Annotated in this window: 25 protein-coding genes and 2 pseudogenes; 8 read left to right on the top strand and 19 right to left on the bottom strand. The window is 72.3% G+C overall.

Translation table 11 applies throughout. The annotated features are described in order from the left end of the window. Positions 1-23: 23 nt before the first annotated feature. The 9 genes from UO65_RS09075 to UO65_RS09035 all read right to left on the bottom strand — a co-directional run bounded on the left by UO65_RS09075 (position 24) and on the right by UO65_RS09035 (position 7343). On the bottom strand, positions 24-944 hold the full coding sequence (locus tag UO65_RS09075; RefSeq protein WP_035280613.1) for a carbohydrate ABC transporter permease: 921 nt from the start codon (positions 942-944) through the stop codon (positions 24-26). Between the two features lie 13 nt (positions 945-957). After that, entirely contained in the window at positions 958-1902 is a 945-nt protein-coding gene (locus tag UO65_RS09070) for a carbohydrate ABC transporter permease (protein ID WP_035280611.1), read from the bottom strand. Beyond that, complete coding sequence (locus UO65_RS09065) at positions 1902-3188, bottom strand: ABC transporter substrate-binding protein (RefSeq protein WP_233427497.1); 1287 nt, start codon at positions 3186-3188, stop codon at positions 1902-1904. Before UO65_RS09065 ends, UO65_RS09070 begins: the two co-directional genes overlap by 1 nt. 525 nt (positions 3189-3713) lie before the next feature. After that, positions 3714-4022 carry a PIN domain-containing protein gene (locus UO65_RS37975; RefSeq protein ID WP_233427496.1) on the bottom strand — a complete coding sequence of 103 codons (309 nt, stop codon included), beginning with the start codon at positions 4020-4022 and terminating at the stop codon, positions 3714-3716. A gap of 301 nt (positions 4023-4323) precedes the next feature. Continuing rightward, a complete protein-coding gene (locus UO65_RS09055) occupies positions 4324-5196 on the bottom strand; it encodes an ImmA/IrrE family metallo-endopeptidase (protein WP_035280609.1) in 873 nt (290 codons plus the stop codon). A gap of 17 nt (positions 5197-5213) precedes the next feature. Continuing rightward, the gene (locus UO65_RS09050) at positions 5214-5549 is read right to left on the bottom strand and encodes a helix-turn-helix domain-containing protein (RefSeq protein WP_035280606.1); all 336 of its coding nucleotides are present in this window, start codon (positions 5547-5549) and stop codon (positions 5214-5216) included. A gap of 97 nt (positions 5550-5646) precedes the next feature. Further along, positions 5647-6543 carry an alpha/beta hydrolase gene (locus UO65_RS09045; protein WP_052020941.1) on the bottom strand — a complete coding sequence of 299 codons (897 nt, stop codon included), beginning with the start codon at positions 6541-6543 and terminating at the stop codon, positions 5647-5649. Positions 6544-6553: 10 nt separating this feature from the next. After that, positions 6554-7018, bottom strand: coding sequence for a 30S ribosome-binding factor RbfA (gene rbfA, locus UO65_RS09040; RefSeq protein WP_035280605.1), 465 nt, complete (start codon positions 7016-7018; stop codon positions 6554-6556). Positions 7019-7046: 28 nt separating this feature from the next. Next, the gene (locus UO65_RS09035; protein ID WP_035280603.1) at positions 7047-7343 is read right to left on the bottom strand and encodes a DUF503 domain-containing protein; all 297 of its coding nucleotides are present in this window, start codon (positions 7341-7343) and stop codon (positions 7047-7049) included. On the opposite strand from UO65_RS09035, the gene UO65_RS37285 reads away from it, so the two are divergent. Further along, positions 7296-7457, top strand: a complete 162-nt coding sequence (locus tag UO65_RS37285; protein WP_200873346.1) for a hypothetical protein — start codon at positions 7296-7298, stop codon at positions 7455-7457. The genes UO65_RS09035 and UO65_RS37285 overlap by 48 nt on opposite strands. Here the strand turns inward: UO65_RS37285 and infB are convergent. The 4 genes from infB to rimP all read right to left on the bottom strand — a co-directional run bounded on the left by infB (position 7427) and on the right by rimP (position 12522). After that, on the bottom strand, positions 7427-10480 hold the full coding sequence (gene infB / locus UO65_RS09030; protein WP_035280600.1) for a translation initiation factor IF-2: 3054 nt from the start codon (positions 10478-10480) through the stop codon (positions 7427-7429). The genes UO65_RS37285 and infB overlap by 31 nt on opposite strands. 87 nt (positions 10481-10567) lie before the next feature. Next, complete coding sequence (locus tag UO65_RS09025; RefSeq protein WP_052020940.1) at positions 10568-10942, bottom strand: YlxR family protein; 375 nt, start codon at positions 10940-10942, stop codon at positions 10568-10570. A 36-nt stretch (positions 10943-10978) separates the two neighbouring features. Continuing rightward, positions 10979-11992 carry a transcription termination factor NusA gene (gene nusA / locus UO65_RS09020; protein WP_035280597.1) on the bottom strand — a complete coding sequence of 338 codons (1014 nt, stop codon included), beginning with the start codon at positions 11990-11992 and terminating at the stop codon, positions 10979-10981. Next, on the bottom strand, positions 11989-12522 hold the full coding sequence (rimP, locus tag UO65_RS09015) for a ribosome maturation factor RimP (RefSeq protein WP_035280640.1): 534 nt from the start codon (positions 12520-12522) through the stop codon (positions 11989-11991). The genes nusA and rimP overlap by 4 nt, the downstream gene beginning before the upstream one ends. 218 nt (positions 12523-12740) lie before the next feature. On the opposite strand from rimP, the gene UO65_RS37280 reads away from it, so the two are divergent. Further along, the gene (locus UO65_RS37280; RefSeq protein WP_035280595.1) at positions 12741-13223 is read left to right on the top strand and encodes a hypothetical protein; all 483 of its coding nucleotides are present in this window, start codon (positions 12741-12743) and stop codon (positions 13221-13223) included. After that, entirely contained in the window at positions 13223-13744 is a 522-nt protein-coding gene (locus tag UO65_RS37275) for a ferritin-like domain-containing protein (protein ID WP_233427495.1), read from the top strand. Before UO65_RS37280 ends, UO65_RS37275 begins: the two co-directional genes overlap by 1 nt. An 80-nt stretch (positions 13745-13824) precedes the next feature. Here the strand turns inward: UO65_RS37275 and UO65_RS09000 are convergent, their stop codons facing one another. Together UO65_RS09000 and UO65_RS08995 are read right to left on the bottom strand one after the other, a co-directional pair. Beyond that, positions 13825-14598 (bottom strand): hypothetical protein, encoded by a 774-nt coding sequence (locus UO65_RS09000; RefSeq protein ID WP_152552027.1) that lies wholly within the window; start codon positions 14596-14598, stop codon positions 13825-13827. 69 nt (positions 14599-14667) lie between these two features. Beyond that, complete coding sequence (locus UO65_RS08995) at positions 14668-15672, bottom strand: aminotransferase class V-fold PLP-dependent enzyme (protein ID WP_035280636.1); 1005 nt, start codon at positions 15670-15672, stop codon at positions 14668-14670. A gap of 22 nt (positions 15673-15694) precedes the next feature. Here UO65_RS08995 and UO65_RS08990 point away from each other — a divergent pair, with 22 nt between their 5' ends. After that, complete coding sequence (locus tag UO65_RS08990; protein WP_035280592.1) at positions 15695-16105, top strand: secondary thiamine-phosphate synthase enzyme YjbQ; 411 nt, start codon at positions 15695-15697, stop codon at positions 16103-16105. Between the two features lie 28 nt (positions 16106-16133). Here the strand turns inward: UO65_RS08990 and UO65_RS08985 are convergent. Continuing rightward, positions 16134-17353, bottom strand: a pseudogene (locus UO65_RS08985) (RNA polymerase sigma factor). A 43-nt stretch (positions 17354-17396) separates the two neighbouring features. Next, positions 17397-17507: pseudogene (locus UO65_RS38940) on the bottom strand (YciI family protein); the annotation flags it as partial. 105 nt (positions 17508-17612) lie between these two features. On the opposite strand from UO65_RS38940, the gene UO65_RS37270 reads away from it, so the two are divergent. The 4 genes from UO65_RS37270 to UO65_RS08965 are packed head-to-tail and all read left to right on the top strand — an operon-like array spanning position 17613 to position 20878. Further along, on the top strand, positions 17613-18323 hold the full coding sequence (locus UO65_RS37270; RefSeq protein ID WP_181399999.1) for a hypothetical protein: 711 nt from the start codon (positions 17613-17615) through the stop codon (positions 18321-18323). A 37-nt stretch (positions 18324-18360) separates the two neighbouring features. After that, a complete protein-coding gene (locus UO65_RS36660; RefSeq protein ID WP_035280590.1) occupies positions 18361-19122 on the top strand; it encodes a hypothetical protein in 762 nt (253 codons plus the stop codon). Between the two features lie 38 nt (positions 19123-19160). Then, positions 19161-19910, top strand: coding sequence for an HAD family hydrolase (locus tag UO65_RS08970; RefSeq protein ID WP_035280588.1), 750 nt, complete (start codon positions 19161-19163; stop codon positions 19908-19910). Beyond that, on the top strand, positions 19907-20878 hold the full coding sequence (locus tag UO65_RS08965; RefSeq protein WP_152552025.1) for a hypothetical protein: 972 nt from the start codon (positions 19907-19909) through the stop codon (positions 20876-20878). Before UO65_RS08970 ends, UO65_RS08965 begins: the two co-directional genes overlap by 4 nt. Positions 20879-20933: 55 nt before the next feature. Here UO65_RS08965 and UO65_RS08960 read toward each other — a convergent pair whose 3' ends face one another. Further along, positions 20934-22682 (bottom strand): proline--tRNA ligase, encoded by a 1749-nt coding sequence (locus UO65_RS08960; RefSeq protein WP_035280586.1) that lies wholly within the window; start codon positions 22680-22682, stop codon positions 20934-20936. Positions 22683-22751: 69 nt separating this feature from the next. Continuing rightward, positions 22752-23732, bottom strand: a complete 981-nt coding sequence (gene mtnA, locus UO65_RS08955) for an S-methyl-5-thioribose-1-phosphate isomerase (protein ID WP_035280583.1) — start codon at positions 23730-23732, stop codon at positions 22752-22754. Positions 23733-24253: the final 521 nt, after the last annotated feature.

The raw sequence follows: 24253 nt of genomic DNA, 5'->3' as shown, positions 1-24253 counted from the left end.
GGGACTGCCTTTCCCGGTCGGGGCTACTTGCCCGCGCCGAGGGTGAGACCGGTGATGATCCGGCGGGCCAGCAGGACGTAGAGCACGAGCATCGGCAGCACCACGATCGCCACCCCGGCGACCAGGCCGCCGTACTCGGACTGGTAGCTCGCCGCGCTGTTGAACGCGAACAGCGCGCGGGCCAGGGTGAAGTTGGCGTTCTCGTTGAGGAACACGATCGACAGCAGCGTCTCGTTCCACAGGCCGATGGCGTTGAGGATCAGCGCGGTGATCAGCCCACCGCGCGCCAGCGGCAGCATGATGGTGAAGAACGTCCGCGCCGGGGAGGCGCCGTCGATCGCGGCGGCCTCCTCCAGCTCGTCGGGCAGCGACCGGAAGAACCCGGTGAGCAGGAAGACGGTGAACGGCAGCGACAGCGCCACGTAGATCAGGAACAGCCCGAACAGGTTGTTCGTCAGGTCCAGCTCCGCCATGCCGATGAACAGCGGGATCACCACGGTCTGGAACGGGATGCCCATGCCGATCGCGACGAAGTTGGTCAACCCGTTGGCCCCGCGCACCCCCAACCGGGTCAGCGCGTAGGCGGCGGGCGCGGCCAGCAGCACGATCGCCACCGACGACACCGCCACCAGGACCACGGTGATGACGAACGCGCGACCGAACCCGGCGTTGTTCCACGCGTAGGCCAGGTTCCGGAACGCCTGCCCGCGCTCGATCCAGTACGACGGCAGGGCGAACGGCTTGGTGAAGATCTCGATCGGCGACTTGAACGCCGCCATCACCAGCCAGTACAGCACCAGCACGTTGAGCGCGGTGAACAGCCACACCACGGCCATGCCCAGCGCGCGCAGCGGGCTGAACCCGCGCGCGGTCGGCGCGGGCTTGGGCTTGCGCGGCGGCTTGCGGACGGGTCCGCCCAGCCGCTCGTCCACTGTCGAAGTCACAAGGCGCTCCCCGTCAATACTGGATCGTGTCGCGGCGCATGAGCCTGCGCAGCAGGACGACCAGGACCGACACCAGCAGGATCATCACGACCGCCGCCGCGCAGGCCATGCCGTACTGCGGGGCGCCCTGGTCGCCGAACGAGCGGTCGAACACGTAGACGCCGAGGGTCCAGGACCGGATCGGCGGCGAGTAGGTGCCCGGCCCGGCGAGCACGAACACCAGCTCGAAGATCTTGATCGCCGAGATCGTCCAGAGCACCCCGGCCACCCCGACCACGTCCCAGGTCAGCGGCAGGGTGACGTGCCGGAACTTCTGCCACGGGGTGGCCCCGGCGATGTCGGAGTCCTCGTAGAGGTACGGCGGGATGCGGTCCACGGCGGCCATCAGGATGGTGATGTAGAAGCCGGAGCTGGCCCAGATCAGGCAGCCGGTCACCACCCAGGTGATGTTCTCCGGCGCCAGGAACTTCACCGCGTCGATGCCCACGGACTCCAGCAGGTAGTTGGCCAGGCCCTGCCGGTTGGGCCGGTAGACCAGGATGATCCCGAAGAACATCCCCAGCGCCACCGGCGCCACGATGTTGGGGAAGAACAGGACCGCCCGCACGACCTTCCCGCCGCGCATCTCCCGCAGCACCATGGTGAACAGGAACGCCAGCAGGAACGTCCCGACCCCACCGGCCACGATGTAGAGCACGGTGTTGAGGAACGAGTACCGGAACGCGTCCGAGGCGATCAGCTCGCCGTAGTTGTCCAAACCGGTGAACCGCGGCGTGTCCCCCGCCCCGGACCAGGACGTGAACCCCAGGACCACGGTCGCCACGGTCGGCACCAGCAGGAACAGCACGTACAGCGTGACGGCGGGCAGGAAGAACGGGAAGAACAGCCGCTTCTTCCTCGACAGGTGGGCACCCGCCGAGGAGGTGCGCCCCTCGGCGGGTGCGGTCACCGTCGCCATCAGTTGTTCGTCTTCCAGAACTCGGCCTGCTTGGCGGCCAGCCCCTCGACGAACTGCTTCGCGGTCAGCTTGCCCTTGAGCAGGTCGTTGTTGAGCGGGTAGAACACCGACTCCACCCACTTGCCGCCGGAGAGCGCGTCGAGCCCGTCCATGAAGATGGTGTGCTCGGCGTCGGACTCCAGCACGGCCTTGATGTCCTTGAGCGAGTCCGGCACGGCCAGGTCGGCGCGCGGGGTCAGGTTGTCGGCCACCGCCGGGATGCCCGACAGGATGTCCTTGTTCAGCGTGTAGGCGATGAACGCCTTGGCCGCCTCCGGGTGCTTGGCCTTCTTGGTCACCGCGAACCCGAGCGGCAACTGCTCCACGACCTTGTGCTCGGCGCCGTCGGGCTGCGGGAACTGGAAGGTGGCGTAGGCGATGCCCTTGTCCCCACCCTGCTTGCTCAGGTACTCGCGGGTCTCGCTCGGCGCCCAGCTCCCCAGGAACAGGTACGCGGACTCGCCGTCGGCCCACCGCTGCTGCACCTGCGGGAACTTCGCCGCGTCCCACCCGTCGACCAGGTACTGCCCCTTGGCCAGCTTCTCCACCGGCTCGGCGGCCTTGGCCAGGTTCGGGTCCGACAGCCACGCCTGCCCGGACTTGTCCAACGCCACCTTCTCCAGGCCACCCGCGCCCACGTACCGCTCGGCGATCTGGGTGTAGAAGTAGGCGTTGTAGAAGTCGATGTCACCGTCCTGGCTGACGGCGGCGAGCCCGTCGGCCTTGGCCTTGTCGAACAGCCCGAACAGCTCGTCGACGGTCTTGGGCGCCTGGAAGTCCTTCACCAGGTCCTTGTTGTACCACCAGGCGTTGCCGATCAGCTCGTACGGGATCTCGAAGATCTTGCCGTCGGCGTCCTTGTTGGCCGGGAAGTCCCAGGAGGTCGCCGGGATGACGTCCCGCACCCGCTTGTCACCCTCACCGACCTTGTAGTCGAGCACGTCCTCGACCGTCTGCGTCCCACCCGGCGCCACGATCGCCGCCTTCACCTGGCTGACGTCCTGGTCGAACAGGTCCGGCACGGTGTCGGTGTTCAGGGCGGGCGCCACGTTCTGGGTCAGCAGCTTGCGCCCCAACCACTGCACATTCACCTGCACACCGGTCTTCTCGGTGAAGCACCTGATCGCCTTCCCGAGCACCTTCCCCTGCGGCTCGTCGGCGGTCCACATCGACCAGTAGGTGAACTCCTTGTCGGTGGCGGGCTTGGTCCCCACCTCCGGACACGGCGCGTTCAGGTACTCGTCCACACCCGGGAGGGTCAACTGCGCCTCGCCACCGCCGGAACCCGAGTCCGACCCCCCGCCACCACAGGCCGTGAGCACGAGCACGGACGCCGCAGCAAGGGCTGTCAGCCTGGTCGATCGCATCGCCACCACCCGATCCAGTTGCGTGATGTTGCGCAGTTTGGCCAGATGGCAAACATCTGTCAACAAGTCCGGGTAATCCTTCACACGGACAGCCGCACCGCTGGATTGGTTTATACCACCTGCAGCAGGGCGACAGTAAAGGTGGCTCCAAGTTACCGTAGATCGCCGTGTGTAGCGAAATTCCTCGTCGTACCCGGCCGCCTCCTCGATCACCGACGAGGTGGTCGAGAACATGGTCGAGCGGTGGAACCAGCCACTCAACCGGCCTGCCCGACCGCGTTCACCAACGCCGCGCACCTGGAAGTCAGAGACGACCAAGTCGAACGCCGCTGCCGGACCACGCGCAACATGACCGCGCCCCAGGGCTGGTCGGGTTCATTTCCGGAGGCTGCCACTCACCCCGTGTCACCGAGACCAGCGCTTGGTGGTGAGGAGGTCCGTTCCTTCGATCGGTGGCAGCCCATCGTCGAGCCCGCGCATCTGGTTGTAGATGGTGCGCATCTCTCCTCGATCAGCGATCAACTGACCCGCTTGGAGTTCCAAGACGGTCCGCGTGTTCACCAGTTTGATCGTTCCGACAGAGCGACCGCTTGCACGGAGGCGGTCCAGCCTGGCGCATTCCTTGGTCGCCATTCGCGCGCCCTCGCTGTCATCGATGAGGACGATCACCTCCTGGCCTGCCTCGGCCGCGACGACCGCGTGCGCAACGACCATGGTCTCACCCAAGTCTTGGACGTCTTCATGCGCTGGGCCATGGGGAGTTGCGTGATCCTCCGGACCACCGCGGCGAGTTCCGGTGTCTGACTGTCGGACAGCACCTCAACCCACCTGGCGGTCAACTTGGGCCAAGTCGTGAGAACGCGCCGGAACCGGCGATCATGTTCGGCCTTGCGCAGCAGTTCATCCCGGACCGCCTCCGGAGTACTGAGCGGACCGAGCGCCTTGATGAGAATGCGCTCCTTCCCGATTGACAGAAAGTTCAGGCCAGGACCCGCATCGATGATGGGAAGCTGCGTCATTCCCGCTCTCGTGCCGTCTGTCCAGGGACATCGTTGTCAACACGGGCGAGATCGGCGTCAAGAGCGTCAAGGTCGACCCGCACGCCAGGCAATTCATCCAGATCTGCCCAGACCGGCACCGCCTCCACGGGACGAACGCCTGCCTCGCGCAGATCCGCCTCAGCGACATCCAAGGGCGTGCCGCGCAGCGTGGCGATTGTCTGGGCGGAGACCACGCCCTCCACATAACCCCTGATCGCACGCGCCAAGAGGCGCTGCGGCGGTCTCCTCCTGTCGGACTCCTCCTGCAACGCGCGGTACAGATCGATCCAACCGAACCGAGCAGCCAACTGCGGGGCCGTCAGTCCCATCCACGCCTGTTTCGTCGTGTAGTCGATCCACCCGGCTTGGCGCAGAGCGATGGCGGCTATCGCGGGGGACACCATGAACCGCTGCACGACGCTGGAGAGAACAGTCTGGTTGACCGCTCCTGGTCTTTTCACGAGTTCCCCGAGGCCCTCGATCGGCAGCAGCAGGTGGCGCGCGAAAGCGTCGGCACGAACTTCGCCGGGGCTGCGCCCCGTCTCTCCCCCGCTGTCATCCGACGACCACACCCCCCAGTCCTCGAACAGGACGTGTCCGAGCTCGTGGGCGAGCGTGCTCCGTTGTCGCATCGGGTGTCGTGTGCGCGCAACACCGATGAACACCGTTTCGGTGGCGGGATCTCTCATCGTGAGGCCGTGTTCATCCGGCCCCGTGTCCAGAACCGCCACATCGATGCCGGTCGTCTGTTCCACGATGGTGATCAGATCACCCAATGGCTGTGTGCCCAGGTGATTCGCTTGGCGGAAACGCACCGCCTCGGTGCGGCCTTCGCGCTCGGGGTCCACGATGTCTCTCGGCTCGATCAGACGGTGGCGGGGATGGCTTGATCGTTGAGGTAGTCGTTCAATTCCAGGAAGTGCAGCAGCGATCCCCGCATCTGCTCCATGTTCGACCCATTGGTCGACCGCGCCGCGCACTCAGCTCGCTCGGCCACCGTTGCGTCGGCGGTCAGTTGGGCGACAGTGTGACCAGTCGCCCAAGCGATCGCCACCACCTCGGACACCTTCGCCGTACGCTCGCCGGACATGATCCTCGACAGGGTGGACTGGGAAATGCCGGTCGCGGCGGCGAGCTCGCGCTGGCTGAGCCCGGCCACCTCCCGAGCACGGTCGAACACCGCACCGCTCGTCTGTGTCATGACGCCTCCCCCGAAGCTGCTGAATCAAACTTACACCAACTGATTCAGACTACACATCCGGCCGGGTACACACCATGGCACTCGACTGGGTGGTGCGTCAGATGTGGGTGCCCAGCCAGCGCAGGACGTCCGGGAGGACGGCCGTCCAGTACGCCTCGTCGTGGGCGCCGTCGGTGAGTTCCGCCCGTTCGGGTCTCGCCTTCTCGACCAACTGCCGGGCGGCGGGGGCGAAGGGGTCGTCGGTGCCGCACCAGACGCCGAGGGCGGTGCCGTTGAGGTCCTGGGTGTGGCGGAGGGGTTCGGCTTCCTCCCACTGGGCCTTCGAGGCGAAGACCGAGCGGAGCCTCGCCTCGTTCCAGGAGGTGAACAGGGCCGGGCTGATTGCGGCGGTGGCGGCGACGTGGTGGGTGCGGGCGTGGCCCAGGGCACCGAAGGCGCCCATGGAGATGCCCATGAGCACCCGGGGTTCGCGGCGCAGGCCCAGTTCGGCGAGCCAGCCGGGGAGTTCGTCCGACAGCATCGCCCGCGGGTCGTCGGCGGGGTCGGCGGCGGTCCAGTAGCGGTCGCCGCCGTCGACCGAGACGACGGCGTAGGCGGGTGTCCCGGCGGTGACCGCCGCGGTGAGGGCGGCGGGGACACCCAGGTTGGCGAACATGGTGGCGTCGGCGCCTCGGCCGTGCAGGGCGAGGCAGACCGGGAGGTCGCGGACCGGGGTGCTCTCCGGGCGGATGACGACCACGTTCACCGTGCGGCCACGGGCCCCCGACTGGAACGGGGTCGACTGGACCGCGGGGGGCGTGGGGCCGCCGAGGGCCGTTCGGGGCACCGTTGTGGGGGTGACCGGAGTGGCGATGCTCTTGGGCTTGAGGAGCCACCTGCCGAACACGCCGATGCCCGCCACCCCGACGACCGCCGCCGCCGTTCCGGTCAGCACGGTGCGGCGGTTCGGGCGGGGCGGCTCGGCGTCGGGCACGGGCGCGTCGTTGTCGGGCACCGGTCGGGGACTAGTCGTCCTCGTCGTCTTCGTCGTCGTCGGTGGTGCGGGGGGGCTTGTACGGGTCGGGCTCGCCCGCGTGGACGGCGCCGGAGGCGCGGGCGGCGACCTCGGCGTCGGCGGCGCGGGCCTTGGCCAGCAGGTCGTCGATGCCGCGGGCGACGTCGGGGACCTGGTCGGGGACGAAGGTCAGCGACGGGGTGAAGCGGACGCCGGTGCCCTGGCCGACCATGGTGCGCAGCCTGCCCTTGGCGCTCTCCAGCGCCTGGGCGACGCCCTGGTGGTCGGGCTCGACGTCGATCTTGGGGCCGATGACCGTGTAGTACACGGTGGCCTCGTGCAGGTCACCGGTCACCCGGGTGTCGGTGATGGTGACACCGGTCAGCCGGGGGTCCTTGACCTCGTGCTCGATGGCCGAGGCCACGATCTGGGAGATGCGCTTCGCCATCTTGCGGGCGCGGGGTGCGTCGGCCACGACGCTCCTTCTTTCTTTCTCGTACGGGTCAGTCGTCTTCCGGTCCGAGCAGCCTGCGCCGGGCCGAGAGCAGTTCCAGTTCCGGTCGACCGGCCACCAGCCGCTCGCAGGCGTCGAGCACCTCGCCGACGTGGCCGGACTCGGCGGCGACCGCCGCCACCCCGATCAGGGCGCGGCGGTGCAGGTCGAGGTGCCCGGCTTCGGAGACCGCGACGTCGAAGCGCTTGCGCAGCTCGGCCACGACGGGCCGCACCGCGGAGCGCTTCTCCTTGAGGGAGTGGACATCACCGAGCAGGACATCAAGCTCGAGGGCGCCGACGAACAAAGTGACATCACCGTGGGTGTGCTCGTGGAGGACAGGGCGAGGAGACCCCGGGTGGCGCCGGAGCGCCACCCGGGGTCGACCGACTACGCGCGCGGCTTCTCGCGCATCTCGTAGGTCTCGATGATGTCGCCGACGCGCAGGTCGTTGTAGGACCCGAGCGTCAGACCGCACTCGAAGCCCTCGCGGACCTCGACGGCGTCGTCCTTGAACCGGCGCAGCGAGCTGATCGGCAGGCCTTCCTGCACCACGACGCTGTCGCGGATGAGGCGGGCCTTGGAGTTCCGCCGGATCTCACCGGAGAGCACCATGCAACCGGCGATCGTACCGACCTTGGAGGACTTGAACATGTCGCGGACCTCGGCGCGGCCGAGCTCCACCTCCTCGTAGATCGGCTTGAGCATGCCCTTGAGGGCCGCCTCGATCTCGTCGATCGCCTGGTAGATCACCGAGTAGTAGCGGACATCGATGCCCTCGCGGTTGGCCAGTTCGGTGGCCTTGCCCTCCGCGCGGACGTTGAAGCCGATCACGATGATGTTGTCCGCGATCGCCAGGTTGATGTCGCCCTCGGTGATGCCGCCGACGCCGCGGTGGATGACCCGCAGCTCGACCTCGTCGCCGACGTCGATCTTCGTGAGCGCGTCCTCCAGTGCCTCGACGGTACCGGAGTTGTCACCCTTGATGATCAGGTTGAGCTGGCTGGTCTCCTTCAGCGCGGCGTCGAGGTCCTCCAGGCTGATGCGCTTGCGCTTCTGCGCGTTCTGCGCGGCCCGGTTCCTGGCGGCCCGGCGCTCGGCGATCTGCCGGGCGGTCCGGTCCTCCTCGACGACCAGGAACGTGTCGCCCGCCCCGGGCACCGACGTGAAGCCGATGACCTGGACCGGGCGCGACGGGGTCGCCTCGGTGATGTCCTCGTTGAACTCGTCGACCATGCGGCGCACGCGGCCGTAGGCGTCGCCCGCGACGATGGAGTCGCCGACGCGCAGCGTGCCGCGCTGCACCAGCACCGTGGCGACCGGACCGCGACCGCGGTCGAGGTGCGCCTCGATGGCCACGCCCTGGGCCTCCATGTCGGGGTTGGCCCGCAGGTCCAGCGCCGCGTCCGCGGTCAGCAGGATCGCCTCGAGCAGCCCGTCGATGTTGGTGCCCTGCTTCGCCGAGATGTCGACGAACATGGTGTCGCCGCCGTACTCCTCGGCGACCAGCCCGTACTCGGTGAGCTGCTGGCGGATCTTCTGAGGGTTGGCACCCTCCTTGTCGATCTTGTTGATCGCCACCACGACCGGCACACCCGCGGCCTGCGCGTGGTTGATCGCCTCCACCGTCTGCGGCATGACACCGTCGTCGGCCGCGACCACGATCACGGCGATGTCGGTGGCCTGCGCACCACGGGCTCGCATGGCGGTGAACGCCTCGTGACCCGGGGTGTCGATGAAGGTGATCAGCCGCTCGCGGCCCTCGAGGGCCGTCGCGACCTGGTAGGCACCGATGTGCTGGGTGATGCCACCGGCCTCGCCCTCGTGCACGGTCGTCTTGCGGATCGTGTCGAGCAGGCGGGTCTTACCGTGGTCGACGTGACCCATGACGGTCACGACCGGCGGGCGCGCCTGCAGGTCGTCCTCGTCGCCGGAGTCCTCGCCATAGCTGATCTTGAACGAGTCGAGCAGCTCGCGGTCCTCCTCCTCGGGGGACACGACCTGCACGGTGTAGTTCATCTCCGTGCCGAGCAGCTCCAGGACCTCGTCGGAGACCGACTGGGTCGCGGTGACCATCTCACCGAGGTGGAACAGCACCTGCACCAGCGAGGCCGGGTTGGCGTTAATCTTGTCGGCGAAGTCGGTCAGCGAGGAGCCCCGGGCCAGCCGGATGACCTCTCCGCTGCCCTTGGGGAGGCGGACACCGCCGACGCTGGGCGCCTGCATGTTGTCCATGTACTCCTGGCGCTTCTGCCGCTTGGACTTGCGCCCACGCCGCGAAGGACCACCGGGGCGGCCGAACGCGCCCGCGGCACCGCCGCGACCGCCGCCACCACCGGGGCGACCACCGCCACCGCGGAAGCCACCACCACCGGCCGGGGCACCGCCACCGCCACCGGGGCGGAAACCGCCACCGGCACCGGCACCGCCGCCACCACCGGGGCGGAAGCCACCGCCACCGCCGCCGCCACCGGGGCCGCCGCGGAAGCCACCGCCCGCGCCACCGGGACCGCCGCGGGGCGCGCCACCGGGGCCGCCACGCGGGCCGCCGGGGCCACCACCGGGTCCACCGCGACCGCCACCGGCCGGGCGGGCCGGGCGGGGCGGCATCATGCCGGGGTTGGGCCGGGGCGGCATGTTGCCCGGGTTCGGGCCACCGGCCGGACGGGGTCCGCCGGGCGCGCGGTCACCGCGCGGAGCGCCCGCCGGGCGCCCCTCGCCGGGCCGGGCCGGGCGGTCGCCGCCGGGGGCACCCTGACCACCGGGACCACCCTGGCCGCCGGGCCGGGGTGCGCCGGGGCGCGGGGCGGGAGTGCCGCCGCCGACGCCGAAGGGGTTGTTGCCGGGACGCGGCGCGCGCGGACCGGGCTTGGGGGACTGCGTCCGCGGCGGGACCGTCGCGCCACCCTGCTGGGCGGCGGCCGGGCGCTGCTCGGCGGGCTTGGGGCCGGGCTTGCCCGGGGCCGGGGCCTGCGGGGTCGACGGGGTCGACTGCGCGGGCCGGGCCGGAGCGGGCGCGGGGGCCGCCGCGGCGGCGGGGCGCTGCTCCTGCTGCGGTGCGGGCTGCTCGGGACGCGGCGCGGGCTTGGGGCCCGGCCGGGGTCCGGGCGTGCCCGGTCGGAAGCCGGGGGCAGCGGGCGGGGTCGCCTGCTGCGCCGGGGCACTGGGTGCGGTCGGGGTGCTCGCCGCGGCGGCCGGAGCGCTGGGCTCGGGACGCGGTGTCGGCGGGCGCGGGGCCGGCCTCGGGCCGGGGCGCGGGCCGGACTTGGCCTCGCTCCCGCCCTTGCCGGGGTAGGCATCCCGCAACCTGCGGGCTACCGGCGCCTCCACGGTGGAGGACGCGGACTTCACGAACTCACCGAGGTCCTTCAACTTGGCGAGTACATCCTTGCTGGTGACTCCGAGCTCCTTAGCCAGCTCGTGCACACGGGCCTTGCCTGCCACTGCTCTCCTCGTCTGATGAGGCCGGCGGCAAGTACCGTCGACCTCGTCCTATCGTCGCGCGTTCATGTCTTCAGCTTCACGGCTGACTCATGACGGGTCGACCTGCTTCCTGTTTCCTTCCACGGGGCGGGGTTCTCCCGCACCGATTCCACCGCCGAGCCCGCCCCGGCGCGCCAACTCCGCGCGCAGGGCTTCGACACCGACCGCGCCCGCGGACCGCAAGGCCCTGGGGAACGCCCGCCGCTTCTCGGCCTTGGCCAGACACCGCTCGTCGGGGTGCAGCCACGCACCCCGGCCCGGCATCCGGCGCCTCGGGTCGGGGATCGCCTCCCCGGCCGCGAGAACCACTCGCAACAGTTCCGTGTCCGCCGCCCGGACCCGGCACCCGACGCACGTCCGCACCGGGCGGTCACCGCCCCGGGGGGCGGGTTCCGCGGCGCCGACGCCGTCGGGAGCGCGCATCTGACGATGAACCACCAGAAGTCTATCCCGTCCGGCTCAGTCGGCAGAACCGGATACCGGTGCCGCCTGCGCCTCCGCCGCCGCGTCGCTGCGGATGTCGATCCGCCAGCCGGTCAGCCGCGCGGCCAGGCGGGCGTTCTGCCCCTCCTTGCCGATGGCCAGCGAGAGCTGGAAGTCCGGCACCACCACCCGGGCGGTCTTGGCCTTCTCGTCGACGACCGTCACCGAGACGACCTTCGCAGGTGAGAGTGCGTTGCCGACGAACGTCGCCGGGTCCGGGGACCAGTCGATGATGTCGATCTTCTCGCCCGCCAGCTCGCTCATCACGTTGCGCACCCGCGCGCCCATCGGGCCGATGCAGGCGCCCTTGGCGTTGACGCCCGCGACGGTGGAGCGGACCGCGATCTTGGAGCGGTGACCTGCCTCACGCGCCACCGCCGGGATCTCGACGGTGCCGTCGGCGATCTCGGGCACCTCGAGCGCGAAGAGCCTGCGCACGAGGTTGGGGTGCGTCCTGGACAACGTGATCTGCGGCCCGCGTGTTCCCCGCGCCACCCCGACGACGAAGCACTTGATCCGGGTGCCGTGCTCGTACGGCTCCCCCGGCACCTGCTCGACCTGCGGGATCACGCCCTCGGTGTCGCCGATCCCGACGATGACCATGCCCCGGGAGTTGGCCCGGGTGTCGCGCTGCACCACCCCGGCGATGATCTCGCCCTCCTTGGCGGCGAACTCGCCGAAGGTGCGCTCGTGCTCGGCGTCGCGCAGCCGCTGCAGGATGACCTGGCGGGCGGTGGTGGCCGCGATCCGGCCGAAGCCCTCCGGGGTGTCGTCCCACTCCTCGGCGACCTCGCCGTCCTCGCCGAGGGTCGAGGCCAGCACCCGGACCAGGCCGGTGCGGCGGTCGATGTCGATGCGGGCGCGCGGCTGGTGGCCCTCGGTGTGCTTGTACGCGGTCAGCAGGGCGGTCTCGATGGCCTCGATGACCGTCTCGAACGGGATCTCCTTGTCCCGCTCGATGGCCCGCAGTGCGGCGATGTCCACGTTCATCGCGCGTCCTCCTCGTCCTCGGACGCCCGACCATCGAGCATCGCCAGCTCAGCCGCGGGGGGCTGCTTGAACTCCACCTCGACCACCGCGTGCGCCACCTCGGCGTACCCGACCCGGCGCGGGGCGCCGTCCACGAGCAGGGTGACCCCGCCGGTCTCCTCGGCGTCGGCGTCGCCGACCCGGCCGAGGTACTCCGCGCCCTCGACGGGGCGGACCTTCACCAGCCGCAGCCGGTTGCGCTTCCAGTGCCGGGGGCGGGTCAGCGGCCGGTCGGTGCCCGGGGAGGTGACCTCCAGCGTGTACGGGCCGCCGAGGACGGCGTCGTGCTCGTCGAGCACCGCGGCCAGCTCCCGGCTCACCCTGGCGACCTCGTCCAGGCCGACGGCGTTGGCGGAGTTGTCCCCGTCGAGACTGTCGATGATCACCCGGACCAGGCGCCTGCGGCCCGCGGTGGAGACGTCGAGCTCCTCCAGTTCGAAGCCCGCCGCGCCGACGGCGTCGGCGACGACGGGGCGCAGCGCGGTATCGATGCCACCCCCGCCCCCGCCTGTCGTGGGGGTGTCGCCCTGTCCCTGGTTGGCCACCTCGGCCGCTCCCTGTTCTGATCGGTCCTGCGGTTGTCGGCCGGTCGGCGGTACCGCGCCGACCGTGGTCACCTAGCGTATCCCGACCCCACCGGGCCGGTTGCCGCAGGCGATGATCCGGCGGCGTCCGCGCCGCGCGGGCGCCCCTGGCAGGATGACCGGCCGTGACGAGAAGTCCACTCACCCGCCGCGCCGTGCTCCGGGCCATCGCCGCCGGGGCGGTGGCCGCCCCCGTCCTCGCCGCCTGCACCGCCGAGGACGGCCCACCGGCCCCGGACCCGCTGGCCGCCCTCGCCGCCCGCGCCAGAGCCGACGCGGCGCTGGCCACGGCCGTGGCGGCGGCGGTGCCCGCGCTGGCCGCCCCCGCCGGGGAGGTCGCCCGGGTGCGCGGCGAGCACGCGGCGGCGTTGCAGGCTGAGGTGGACCGGGAGCGACCGCCGTCGTCCACGGCGCCCTCGTCCACCCCCGCCACCGCCCCGCCCGCCGCACCCGCGGACCCGGCGGCGGCCAAGGCGGCGCTGGTGGACGGGTTGACGGCTGCGGAGAAGGAAGCGGGCGGGGTCGTGGCGGCGGTGCCGCGCCACCGCGCCGGGATGGTCGCCTCGGTCGGGGCGGCCTGCGCGAGTCTGCGAGAGGTGCTGGCCTGATGCAGGAAGACCCCGGGGCCGACGCCCCCACCGCCGTCCCGCCCGGGGCGGCCCAACCGACGGGCATCCCGGCCACCCGGCCGCCGATGGCCTCCGACACCCTCGACGCGGTGCAGGCGGCCCTGGGCGCCGAGCACGCGGCGGTGTGGGTCTACGGCCTGGTCAGCGCCTTCCTGCCCGCCTCGTTCGACGCGGGCATCGACGTGGGCGCGCTGGCCCACCGGGCCCGGCGGGACGCGACCGAACGGCTGCTGGGCGCCTCCGGGGCGACCCCCCGGGCGGCGGAACCCGCCTACCTGCCACCGCAACCGGTGACGGACCAGGCCTCGGCGCTGGCGCTGCTGATCACGGCCGAACAGGACGCGACGGTGGCGTGGCGGGCCGTCCTGGACCGCACCGACGACGCCGACGTGCGGGCGGCGGCGGCGCAGGCGCTGACGGAGGAGGCGGTGCGGGCGACGAAGTGGCGCATCGTGGCCGGGGTTTCGCCCGCCACGCCGTCGTTCCCCGGCCAGCCGTGAGGTCGCGCGGGGTGCGCTGACCGGGGCTGTGGGCGGCTTCGGGTGCCCCCGTGCCGCCGCTTCCCGTGCGCGGGTGGGGATCAGGCTCCGGTGTCGATCTCCTCGACGAGGCGCAGGGCGTCGTCGCAGATGCTGTCGAGGGTGGCTTCGTCGGCCTTGGTGGTGGTGGACTTGCCGTTGACGGGGGCGAAGTCGGCTTCGACGATGACGACCACGGCCTGGTTCTGCTGGGCGGCGTAGCCGAGGCCGTTGCTCAGCGACTTCAGCGGCGGGGCGCTGACCACGCCCTCGCGCACGAGGTCGCTGACGTTGCCGGTGCCGTCCTGGTCGGTGAGGCGGCGCAGTTCGTCCGCCTTGTCCGCGCCGCTCATGTGCAGCACGCCGACGCCCACCAGGACCGTGCGGTCCTGGACCCGGGTGGTGAACACGGCCTGCACGACCTTGGTGCAGATGCCGGGTTGGGCGAGGAAGGTCTTGGTCTTGCTGTAGGCGTGCGCGGCGCAGTCGGTGTCGGTGCGCGGCGTGGGGACGTCCTTGTACGGCTCGAACCGGTACACGCCCTCCGTCTTCGGGCGGGTCTGCTGCGTCGTCGGGGTCGCGGTGCCGGAGGGGTCGTCGTCGCCGCTGACGTAGGACCAGACCAGGCCGGAGATGACGGCGATGGCGACCAGGGCGGCGATGCGCAAGCCCCAGTTCAGGGCCGGGTTGCCGGGCGGCGGGGCGGGCTCGGGCTGGAACCGGAACGGGTCACCGGGCTGCTCGGCCGCGGGCACCCGCGGAATCCAGTCCGTCTCGCCTTGGCGGGGGTGCTGCCCTGGCCACGGGCCGCGACCTGGCTGTTGGGGGTCCGACACGGCTGCCCACGGTAATCGGTGTCCCCCGACCGTGTGATACCGGCCGACGAACAGGACGAAAACCCCAGTTCAGAGTGCGCCCAGCACGGCGTCGACGTCCTTGGGGGTGTTGTAGAGGTGGAACGACAGCCGGGAGCGGCCCGCGCGCTGGGCGCAGCGGATGCCCGCGGCGGCCAGGCGGTCGGCGACGCCGGGCAGGTCCAGGGCGATGATCGCCGAACCGCGCGGGGGCAGGTCGAGACCGGTCAGCAGGGAATCGGCCAGGCCGACGCAGTGGTCGCGGACGCGGGCGAGGTCCAGCCCGGCCAGCCAGGTCAGCGACTCGGCGGCGCCGACGTGGGCCAACCAGACCGGGGACAGGTCGTAGGCGCGCGCGTTCCCGGCGAGCCGCAGCGGCAGGTCGTAGACGGTCTGCCACGGGTCCTCCCCCGCGTACCAGTTGGCCGCCAGCGGGTGGGTCAGCTCCGCGGCGCCCGCCCCGACCGCCAACCACGCCGCCCCGCGCGGGGAGAGCAGCCACTTGTAGCAGGTGCCGACCACCCAGTCCGCCCACGACAGGCTCAGCGGCAGCCAGCCCACGGCCTGCGTGGCGTCGAGCAGCACCCTGGTGCCCGCGGCCCGCAACCCCTCCAGGTCAGCGATGGCCCCGTCCGCCGACTGCACGACGCTGACCGCCACCAGGTCGAACTCCGGCGCCCTGGCCACCAGCTCCTCCGGCCCGACCTCGACCACCTCCAGGCCGCGGGCGGCGAACGGGAAGGTCAAGCTGGTGAACTCCCCGCGCAGGGTCAGCACGCGGGCCCCGTCCGGGACACCCGAGGCGACCAGCGACACCAACTGCGCGACGTTGGACCCGATCGCCACCGACCCGGCGTCGACCCCGACCAGGCGGGCCCAGGCGGCGCGGGCCACGGCCACCGACTCGTCGAACTCGGGCGGGTTGGCCGCGCCCGAGCGCCACCGGCGCACGGCGTTGTCCACGGCGTCGGCGGCCCTGGCGGGCGGGATGCCGATGCTGGCGGTGTTGAGGTACCCGAACGGGACGTCGAAGTGTTCTCCGAAGGCGGCGCGCACCCCCACAGCCTACGGTGGACGCGTGCACAGCGAGGAGATCGAAATCCGCACCGGCGGCGCGGAGGTGGTGCACGACCTCACCGACCGCTGCGCCCGCTTCCTGTCCGACGCCGACGCCGGGGACGGCCTGCTGCACGTGTGGGTGCCGCACGCCACGGCCGGGCTGGCGATCATCGAGACCGGCGCGGGCAGCGACGAGGACCTGCTGGCCGCGCTGCGCGAACTGCTGCCCGCCGACAGCCGGTGGCGGCACCGGCACGGGACCCCGGGGCACGGGCGCGACCACGTGCTGCCCGGGTTGGTGCCGCCGTACGCGACGGTGCCGGTGCTGGGTGGGGTGATGGCGCTGGGGACGTGGCAGTCGATCTGCCTGGTGGACACCAACGTCGACAACCCGGTGCGGCGGGTGCGGTTGAGCTTCCTCGCCGGTTAGGTCGGCGGTGACCGCGTGGTCGGAGGGGTCAGCCCAGCGCGGCGGCCTTGCGCAACAACACTGAACGTTCGCGTTGATTGGCGCACAGCCGGGCGGCCAGTTCCAGTTCGGCACGCGCTTCCGGTCGCCTGCCGAGGCGGGCCAGCAGCTCCCCGCGCACGGTCGGGACCAGGTGCGAACCGGGGAGCGCACCCGAGGCGATCAGCTCGTCCACGATGACCAGTGCCCGCTCCGGACCCGAGGCCATGGCCACGGCGACGGCCCGGTTGAGATCCACCACCGGTGAGGGCGCGACCCGGCCGAGCGCCTGGTAGAGCAGCACGACCCGGTCCCAGTCGGTCGCCTCGACCGAGGGCGCCGACACGTGGGTGGCCGCGATCGCGGCCTGGAGGCCGTAGGGGCCGAGGCCGCGGCCAGGGCGGCCAGGCCGCGGTGGATCGCCGGGAGGTCCCACAGCCGCCGGTCCTGGTGCTCCAGCAGGACCGGCGAGCCGTCCGGGTCGGTCCGGGCCGGCAAGCGCGCGGCCGTCAGCTCGCACAACGCGAGCAGGCCGCGCACCTCGGGTTCGTCCGGCTGCACCGCGGCAGGCGCGCGGACCAGCCGGATCGCCTCGTGCGCGACGTCGGGGCGCAGCAGCCGGTCGCCCGAGGTGGCCGTCGACCCCTCGGTGAAGATCGCGTGGAGGACGCTGAGCACACCGCCCAGCCGCTCCCGGCGCTCGCGGGCGGGCGGCAGCTCGAACGGCACCCCGGCCGCCGCGATCGCCTTCTTGGCCCGGGTGACGCGGGCCCGCACGGTCGGCACGGGCACCAGGAACGCGCGGGCGACCTCCTCGCTGGACAGGCCGCCGACCACGCGCAGGGTCAGCGCCACCCGCGCCTCGCGGGGGAGCACCGGGTGGCAACTGGTGAACACCAGCGCCAGGACGTCGTCCTCGATGCCGTCGATGCCGTCGATGCGGTCGGGGTCGGGTTCCCCGTCGACCGCCGGGTCGGGGGCCGGCAGCGCGTACCGGTCCTCCAGGGCGCTGCGACGGCGGATCGCGTCGATGGCCCGCCGCCGGGCCGTGGCCATCAGCCAGCCCGCCGGGTTGGCCGGAGGGGTGAGCGGCCACGACGCCAGCGCCTCGGCCACCGCCTCCTGGGCCGCGTCCTCGGCCGGCCCGAAGTCGCCGGTGAACCGGGTCAGCGCGGCGACGATCCGCGCCGACTCGACCCGCCACACGGCCCCGACGTCGACCGCACCCATCAGACCCGCCTCGCGTCCCGGCGCCGGGTCCGTTCCCCGGCGCTCACCGGTTGTCCTGCGGGACCTCGTCGTCCCCGGGCACCCGCCGGACCTCGATCCTGGACCCGCGGACCGCGGGGACCCGCTCGGCCCACTCGACCGCCTCCTCCTTCGAGTTCAGAACCCCCTCATCCGAGGAGGCGAGCGGGGTGCCGGGCGGCTCCGGGAGTGGGGCCAGGTTGTTCCAACGGGTGAGCCGGGCTGCGTTAACGTCGTGCCGGTGGTGGGCAGGCGGCTTGCGGTGGGGGCGACGGCACTGGTGCTGGTCGCCTCCGCGTTCGTGGCCGTGGGGGTGTTCGGGTCCGCCACCGACGACCCGGCGGACCTGCCGAGTGCGACCTCCGTGTCCTCCACGCGGACGCGGGAGGCCGCCTCGGAGGAGGCGCGCAACCCGGGGTGGCAGGTGGTGGTCGACGGGCAGGCGCAGCTCACCTACGAGCTGCCCCCGGAGTGGGCGCTGGCCGAGGACACCGAATCGCTGGAGTCGTCCAACGGGGTGCGGTTGGGGCACCTGGCCGACTTCGGGACCTACACCTGCCAGGGGGCGGAGTACGGGCGGGCGTTCAGCGGCAGCGGGGTGGCCGAGGGGGTGCCCGCCGACGCCGCCGCCGAGTTGGCCGCCGCGATCGCCGCCGACCAGTACAGCGACGCCAACCAGACCGCGCGGGTGACCCTGTCGCGGGCGACCCCGGTGGTGCGGGACGGGGTGCGCGGGAGTGTGGTGCGCGCGGACGCGGAGACCACCACCGACAGCGCCGACGCGTGCGCCGGGGTGCGGGGGACGGTGGTCGTGGTGGCGCTGGCGACCGGGGTGGGGACGTCGGTGGTGGTGCTGGGGGCGGACACGGTGCCGGGTGAGGCGTTGGGGCCGGACACGGTGGAGGCCGGGGACCTGCGGGCGATAACGGACAGCGTTCGACCGCGCGGATGAGCGCGGGCGGTGACCGGCGGGGCGATACCGTCGGGCCGTGACCTATCCGGGTGGGCAGTACCAGGGCCTCGGGCTGTTCGACGAGCCACCGCCGCCGCGGCGCACCGGGCGGATCGCGGCTGTCGCGGTGGCCGCCGTGGTCGTGATCGTGGGTGCGGTGGTGGCGGTGGTGCTGCTGAACCGGGGCGATGACGGCGGCGGACCGGGGCCGACGACCGGCCCGACCACGACCGCGCAACCGACCACCGAGGCCCCGCCGGGCGAGGTGGTGGCCAACGAGGACGCGCACGTCGCCTACACGGTGCCCGACGGGTGGGTGGCCTCGGGCGGGGACCCGATCACGCTGCCGTCGATGTCCGGGTTGAGCATCTCCGCCCTGGCCGGGTCGGGCGAGTACGCCTGCGAGGGCCGCGACTACAGCCGGGGCTTCGCCGGGAGCGGCACCGCGCCCGCCGGGGAGATCAACAAAGTGGCCAGCGACATCGCGCACGCGGTGGGCACCGATGGGTACACCGGGGCCAGCGGCCTGGAGGTGTCCGTGGGCACCCCCAAGGCCGTCAAGCGCACCGGGGACGGCGGTGCGGGGGTCGACGGCGTGCAGGTCGAGGCGACCGTCACCACCTCCGGCAGCGCGTGCCTGAGCACCAGGGGCCTGGTGGTGGTCACCGTGCTGCGGGTCGCCGACGGGCTGCGGTTCGTCGTGGTCAACGGGGACACCGAGGGCGGGCCCGCCGACCCGCCGCCGGTCGACCGGGCCGCCCTGCTGGCCGTCGCCGACAGCGCGCGCCCGATCCCCTGATCGCCGTGCTCCCCTGATTCCCGTGTCACGATGACCGGGTGACACCGCCGACCACCCTCGTCCTGTGGGACGTCGACCAGACGCTCGTGGACTACCGCGGGCTCGGTCGCGCCTGGTACGCCGAGGCGCTGGTGACCGTGCTGGGCATCGACCTGGTGCACGTGCCCGCGTTCGCGGGCCGCACCGAGCGCGGCATCACCGTGGAGCTGCTGGAGGCGCACGGGGCCGCCTGGACCGAGGAGCACGTGCGGCGGGTGCACGCCGAGCTGGTCTCGATCGCCGAGGCGGGGCGGGCCACCATGGCCGAGCGCGGCCGGGCGCTGCCCGGGGCCGCCGCGGTCGTCGCCGCCCTGGCCGGGCGGCCGGAGGTGGTGCAGACGCTGGTCACCGGGAACCTGCCGGAGCTGGCCGCCTGCAAGCTGGCCCCGCTGCTGCCGCACCACCACCTGGACCTCGAGGTCGGCGGCTACGGCGCGCTCTCGGCCGACCGGCACGTGCTGGTGGCCGCCGCGCGGGCGGCAGCGGAGGCGAAGTACGGCACCCGGTTCGCCGCGGACCGGGTGGTGGTCGTCGGCGACACCACCCACGACGTGGTGGGCGCCCGGCACCACGGGGTGGTCGCGGTGGGGGTGGCGACCGGGCGCGACAGCGCCGCGGAGCTGGCCGCGGCGGGCGCCGACGTGGTGCTGGCGGACCTGTCCGACACCGGGGCCGTGGTCGCCGCGCTGCTCGGATGGGCAGGTTCGCCCGCCGGTACGCGGGACGGTCAACTACCGTCTGGGGCATGAGCACCCCAGGGGGTCCGTACTGGCAGGAGCCGCACCCGCAGTACCAAGTGGACCCGATGACCGGCCAACCCTCGCCGTACCACCAGCAGGGTCACCCACAGCAACCGCAGCAACCCGGTGGGTACAAGGGTTTCGGCATGTACCAGCCGCCCGAGCCGCCCAGGGGGAACCGGACGCCGTGGATCATCGTGGCGGTGGTGGTGCTGGTGGTGGCCATCGGCGGGGTGACGACCCTGTTCCTGGTCAACCGCGACGACGAGCAGCCGATCGCCGACCCCGGCACGTCGTCGAGCGCGCCCCCGCCGCCGTCCTCCGGGCAGAAGACCACGTCCTCCGCGCCGAGGACGACCTCGAGGCAACCGTCCACTTCGTCCACCCCGACGAAGGTGGAGGACATCCTGGTCGACTCGGTGGTCTCGGGCTGGCAGGGGGTGCTGTCGTTCAAGGAGAAGGTGGCCTACGACGTCCCGAAGGACTGGGAGGTCGAGACGCCGAGCACGATCGTCGGCTTCGAGGACAACGACGGCAAGCCCACCGCGGTCATGCACGGCGTGACCACGTACAAGCCGGACGCGTGCACGTCGGTGAAGGGCTCCTACCGCGGCCGCGCCGGGTTCGTCACGGCCGGGACCACCGAACCCGCCAGGGCGGCGAGCAACGGCGTGAAGCTGTTCGCCGACTCCGCGGCGCTCAACCCCGACGGGTCCAAGGCGCAGGTGGCGGTCACCGAGGCGACCCCGACGAAGGTCAACGCGGGCAGGATCGAGGCGTTCACCGCGACCGCGACCCTCACCGTGACCCAGCCCGGCGAGTGCCCCTCCCCCACCGTGGTGTTCACGGCCGTGGCGTTCAAGAACGGTGAGAACACCGCGCTGTTCATGATGTACCAGGACCAGGGCGTGTCCGACGCGCTGCCCGCCGAGACCGCGGCGAAGATGGTCGAGAGCATCCGCCCCCACGAGGGCTGAGCGGACGCGGGGGCCGGAATCCACAGTGGATTCCGGCCCCCCCGTGCGCTGTGGGTCAGCCGCGCACCAGCGAGGTGAGGTGCTCGACGACGTCGGTCACCGCGACCTCCGCGCGCTCGCCGGACTTGCGGTCCTTGACCTCGACGACGCCGTTGGCCAGGCCGCGGCCGACGACGACGATCGTCGGGACGCCGATCAGCTCGGCGTCCTTGAACTTCACCCCGGGCGAGGTGGTGCGGTCGTCGAGCAGCACCGACAGCCCGGCGGCGTCCAGCTTCGCCGCGAGGTCCTCGCCGCCCGCCTTGAGCGCGTCGTCCTTGCCCGCCACGACCAGGTGCAGGTCGTACGGGGAGACCTCGCGCGGCCAGTACAGGCCCTGCGCGTCGTGCTGCTGCTCGGCCAGCACGGCGACCAGCCGGGAGACGCCGATGCCGTAGGAGCCCATGGTGATCCGGATGGGCTTGGAGTCGGCGCCGAGGGCGTCGAGGCTGAAGGCGTCGGCGTACTTGCGGCCGAGCTGGAAGATGTGGCCGATCTCGATGCCGCGCGCGGCGACCAGGGTGCCGTGACCGTCCGGCGACGGGTCGCCCTCGCGCACCTCGGCGGCCTCGATGGTGCCGTCGGGGATGAAGTCGCGGCCCGCGACCAGGTCGACCACGTGGTGCTCGGCCTTGTCCGCGCCGGTCACCCAGGCGGTGCCGGTGACCACGCGCGGGTCGACCAGGTAGCGCACGCCGTTGTCCAGCAGCGCCTTCGGGCCGATGTAGCCCTTGACCAGGAAGGTGTTGCGGGCGAAGTCGGCGTCGTCGAGCATGGCGACCTCGGCGGGCTCCAGCGCCGCCTCCAGCCGCTTGGTGTCCACCTCGCGGTCGCCGGGCAGGCCGACGGCGAGCAGTTCCCAGCCCTCGGCCCCGGGCTTGCGGGTCTTGAGCAGGACGTTCTTGAGCGTGTCGGCCGCGGTGAACTCCCGGCCGAGGTCCGCGCCGTTGAGGAAGGCCACCAGCGACTCGATGGTGGGGGTGCCGGGCGTGTGGTGCACCTGCGCCTCGGGCAGGCCCTCCAGCGGCCGGGGCTGCGGGGCGGGGGTGACGACGGCCTCGACGTTGGCGGCGTAGTCGGAGTCGGTGCTGCGGACGAAGGTGTCCTCACCGGTGGGCGCCACCGCCAGGAATTCCTCCGACGCCGAGCCGCCCATGGCGCCCGAGGTGGCCGAGCAGATCACGTACTCCAGGCCGAGCCGGTCGAAGATCCGGATGTAGGTGTCGCGGTGGGCCTGGTAGGAGGCCGACAGGCCCTCGTCGGTGAGGTCGAAGGAGTAGGAGTCCTTCATGGTGAACTCGCGCCCGCGCAGGATGCCCGCCCGGGGCCGCGCCTCGTCGCGGTACTTGGTCTGGATCTGGTACAGCGTGACCGGGTAGTCCTTGTACGAGGCGTACTCGCCCTTCACGGTGAGCGTGAACAGCTCCTCGTGGGTGGGGCCGAGCAGGTAGTCCGCGCCCTTGCGGTCCTTGAGCCGGAACAGGTTCGGGCCGTACTCGGTCCACCGGTTCGTCGCCTCGTAGGGCTCCTTGGGCAGCAGCGCCGGGAAGGAGATCTCCTGCGCGCCCATGGCGTCCATCTCCTCGCGGACGACGCGCTCGACGTTGCGGAACACGCGCAGCCCCAGCGGCAGCCAGGTGTAACCGCCCGGCGCCACGCGGCGGACGTACCCGGCGCGCACCAGCAGCTTGTGGCTGGGCACCTCGGCGTCCGCCGGGTCCTCGCGCAGGGTGCGCAGGAACAACGACGACATCCTGGTGATCACGGTGGGGCTCCCTACGGCCGGAACAGTGCCCTAGAGGGTAGTGACCAGGCTCTCGCCTGCGCATTCGGGTTACGACAGCGAACCCGAGGCGGGCTCGACCACCCGCGCCTCGGTGACGATCGCGGCGACCAGGTCGGCCGGGGTCACGTCGAAGGCGTAGTTCAGCGCCCGGGTGGCGGCCGGGGCGATCCGCTCACCGCGCCAACCGAGCACCTCGTCCTCGTCGCGCACCTCGATGTCCACCGACCGGCCGTCGGGGGTGCCGAGGTCGACGGTCGACTCGGGCGCGGCGACGACGAACGGGATGCCCGCCCTGGCCGCGGCCAGCGCCAGCGGGTACGTGCCGACCTTGTTGACCACGTCGCCGTTGGCCGCGATCCGGTCCGCGCCCACCACCACGGCGCCCACCAACCCGTTGGCGATCACCGACGGCCCGGCGGAGTCGACCACGACGGTGTGCGGCACGCCCAGGCCCGCCAGCTCCCAGGCGGTGATCCGGGCCCCCTGGAGCAGCGGCCGGGTCTCGTCGGCGTAGACGTGGCCGAGGCCGCCGCGCAGGTGCAGCGAGCGCAGCACGCCCAGCGCGGTGCCCCACTCCACGCAGGCCAGCGCACCCGCGTTGCAGTGGGTGAGCGCGTCGACCGGCCCACCGACCCGGTCGAGCAGCCAGTCCGCGCCCCGCTCACCCAGCGCCCGGTTCAACCGCGCGTCGTCCTCCAGCACGGCCACCGCCTCGGCGACCACGGCGGCACCCCCCTCGGGCAGGCGCGCGAGGGCCCGGTCAACACCCCAGGCCAGGTTGACCGCCGTCGGCCGCGCCGCGCGAACCTTCGCCGCCTCCTCCTCGACCCGGTCGGGCGCGGTCAGCACGGCCAGCGCCACCCCCAGCGCCCCGGCCACCCCGAGCGCCGGGGCACCGCGCACGGCGAGGGAGGTGATGGCGGCCACGAGCTCGTCCACGGTCCGCAACTCGGCGACGACGAGGTCGTGCGGCAGCCGGGTCTGGTCGATGATCACGACGCGGTCCCCGCGCCAGTCGATGGTGCGCATGGGTCCATCGTGGCGGAATTGTCGGTGGTCGTGCGTACGGTCCGGGGTACGGGTCAGAACCCGGGCGTGATCGCGGGCAGCGTGGTGCTCGACGACACCGCCCGCACCACCGGGAGCTGACGCACGGACCGGAGCCGCGACTCGCTTCCCCGGACGCGGCTCCCCAACGGGTCGCCGCCCCCCGAGCACGGGGGCGGCGGCCCCACCCGCCTCGACGCCATTCGCAGACCCGACCACCAGCCACCACGCCCCCCACCGGGCGCAGCCACCAGCCACCACCCAACCGCCGACCCGGCGAGCGAACGCCCGGGTGGGTGGATGCGCTTGGCCAGCCACCCAACCACCCCGCCAACCGCCGACCCGGCCACCAGCCACCGCGAACCCCACCAGCGCAGCGGCCCAACCGACCGCCCCGAAAACCGCTGGCCCGGCCAGCAAATGCTCGGGTGGGTAGAAGTGCTTGCCTGGCCGACCACCCCGAGAACCGCCGGCCCGGCGAGCGAATGCCCGGGTGGGTGGAT

Origin of the sequence: Actinokineospora spheciospongiae, from assembly GCF_000564855.1 — a bacterium.
Classification (GTDB): domain Bacteria; phylum Actinomycetota; class Actinomycetes; order Mycobacteriales; family Pseudonocardiaceae; genus Actinokineospora; species Actinokineospora spheciospongiae.
Note: the sequence above shows the minus strand (reverse complement) of the source record. Positions and strands in the feature narration are given on the sequence as shown.

What these genes read in the sequence shown, in the direction of transcription:
- UO65_RS09070 (WP_035280611.1), bottom strand. Translation starts at nt 1,902, where the DNA reads ATGGCGACGGTGACCGCACCCGCCGAGGGGCGCACCTCCTCGGCGGGT.
- UO65_RS37975 (WP_233427496.1), bottom strand. Translation starts at nt 4,022, where the DNA reads ATGGTCGTTGCGCACGCGGTCGTCGCGGCCGAGGCAGGCCAGGAGGTG.
- UO65_RS09050 (WP_035280606.1), bottom strand. Translation starts at nt 5,549, where the DNA reads ATGACACAGACGAGCGGTGCGGTGTTCGACCGTGCTCGGGAGGTGGCC.
- UO65_RS09025 (WP_052020940.1), bottom strand. Translation starts at nt 10,942, where the DNA reads ATGCGCGCTCCCGACGGCGTCGGCGCCGCGGAACCCGCCCCCCGGGGC.
- nusA (WP_035280597.1), bottom strand. Translation starts at nt 11,992, where the DNA reads ATGAACGTGGACATCGCCGCACTGCGGGCCATCGAGCGGGACAAGGAG.
- UO65_RS37275 (WP_233427495.1), top strand. Translation starts at nt 13,223, where the DNA reads ATGCAGGAAGACCCCGGGGCCGACGCCCCCACCGCCGTCCCGCCCGGG.
- UO65_RS08965 (WP_152552025.1), top strand. Translation starts at nt 19,907, where the DNA reads ATGAGCACCCCAGGGGGTCCGTACTGGCAGGAGCCGCACCCGCAGTAC.
- mtnA (WP_035280583.1), bottom strand. Translation starts at nt 23,732, where the DNA reads ATGCGCACCATCGACTGGCGCGGGGACCGCGTCGTGATCATCGACCAG.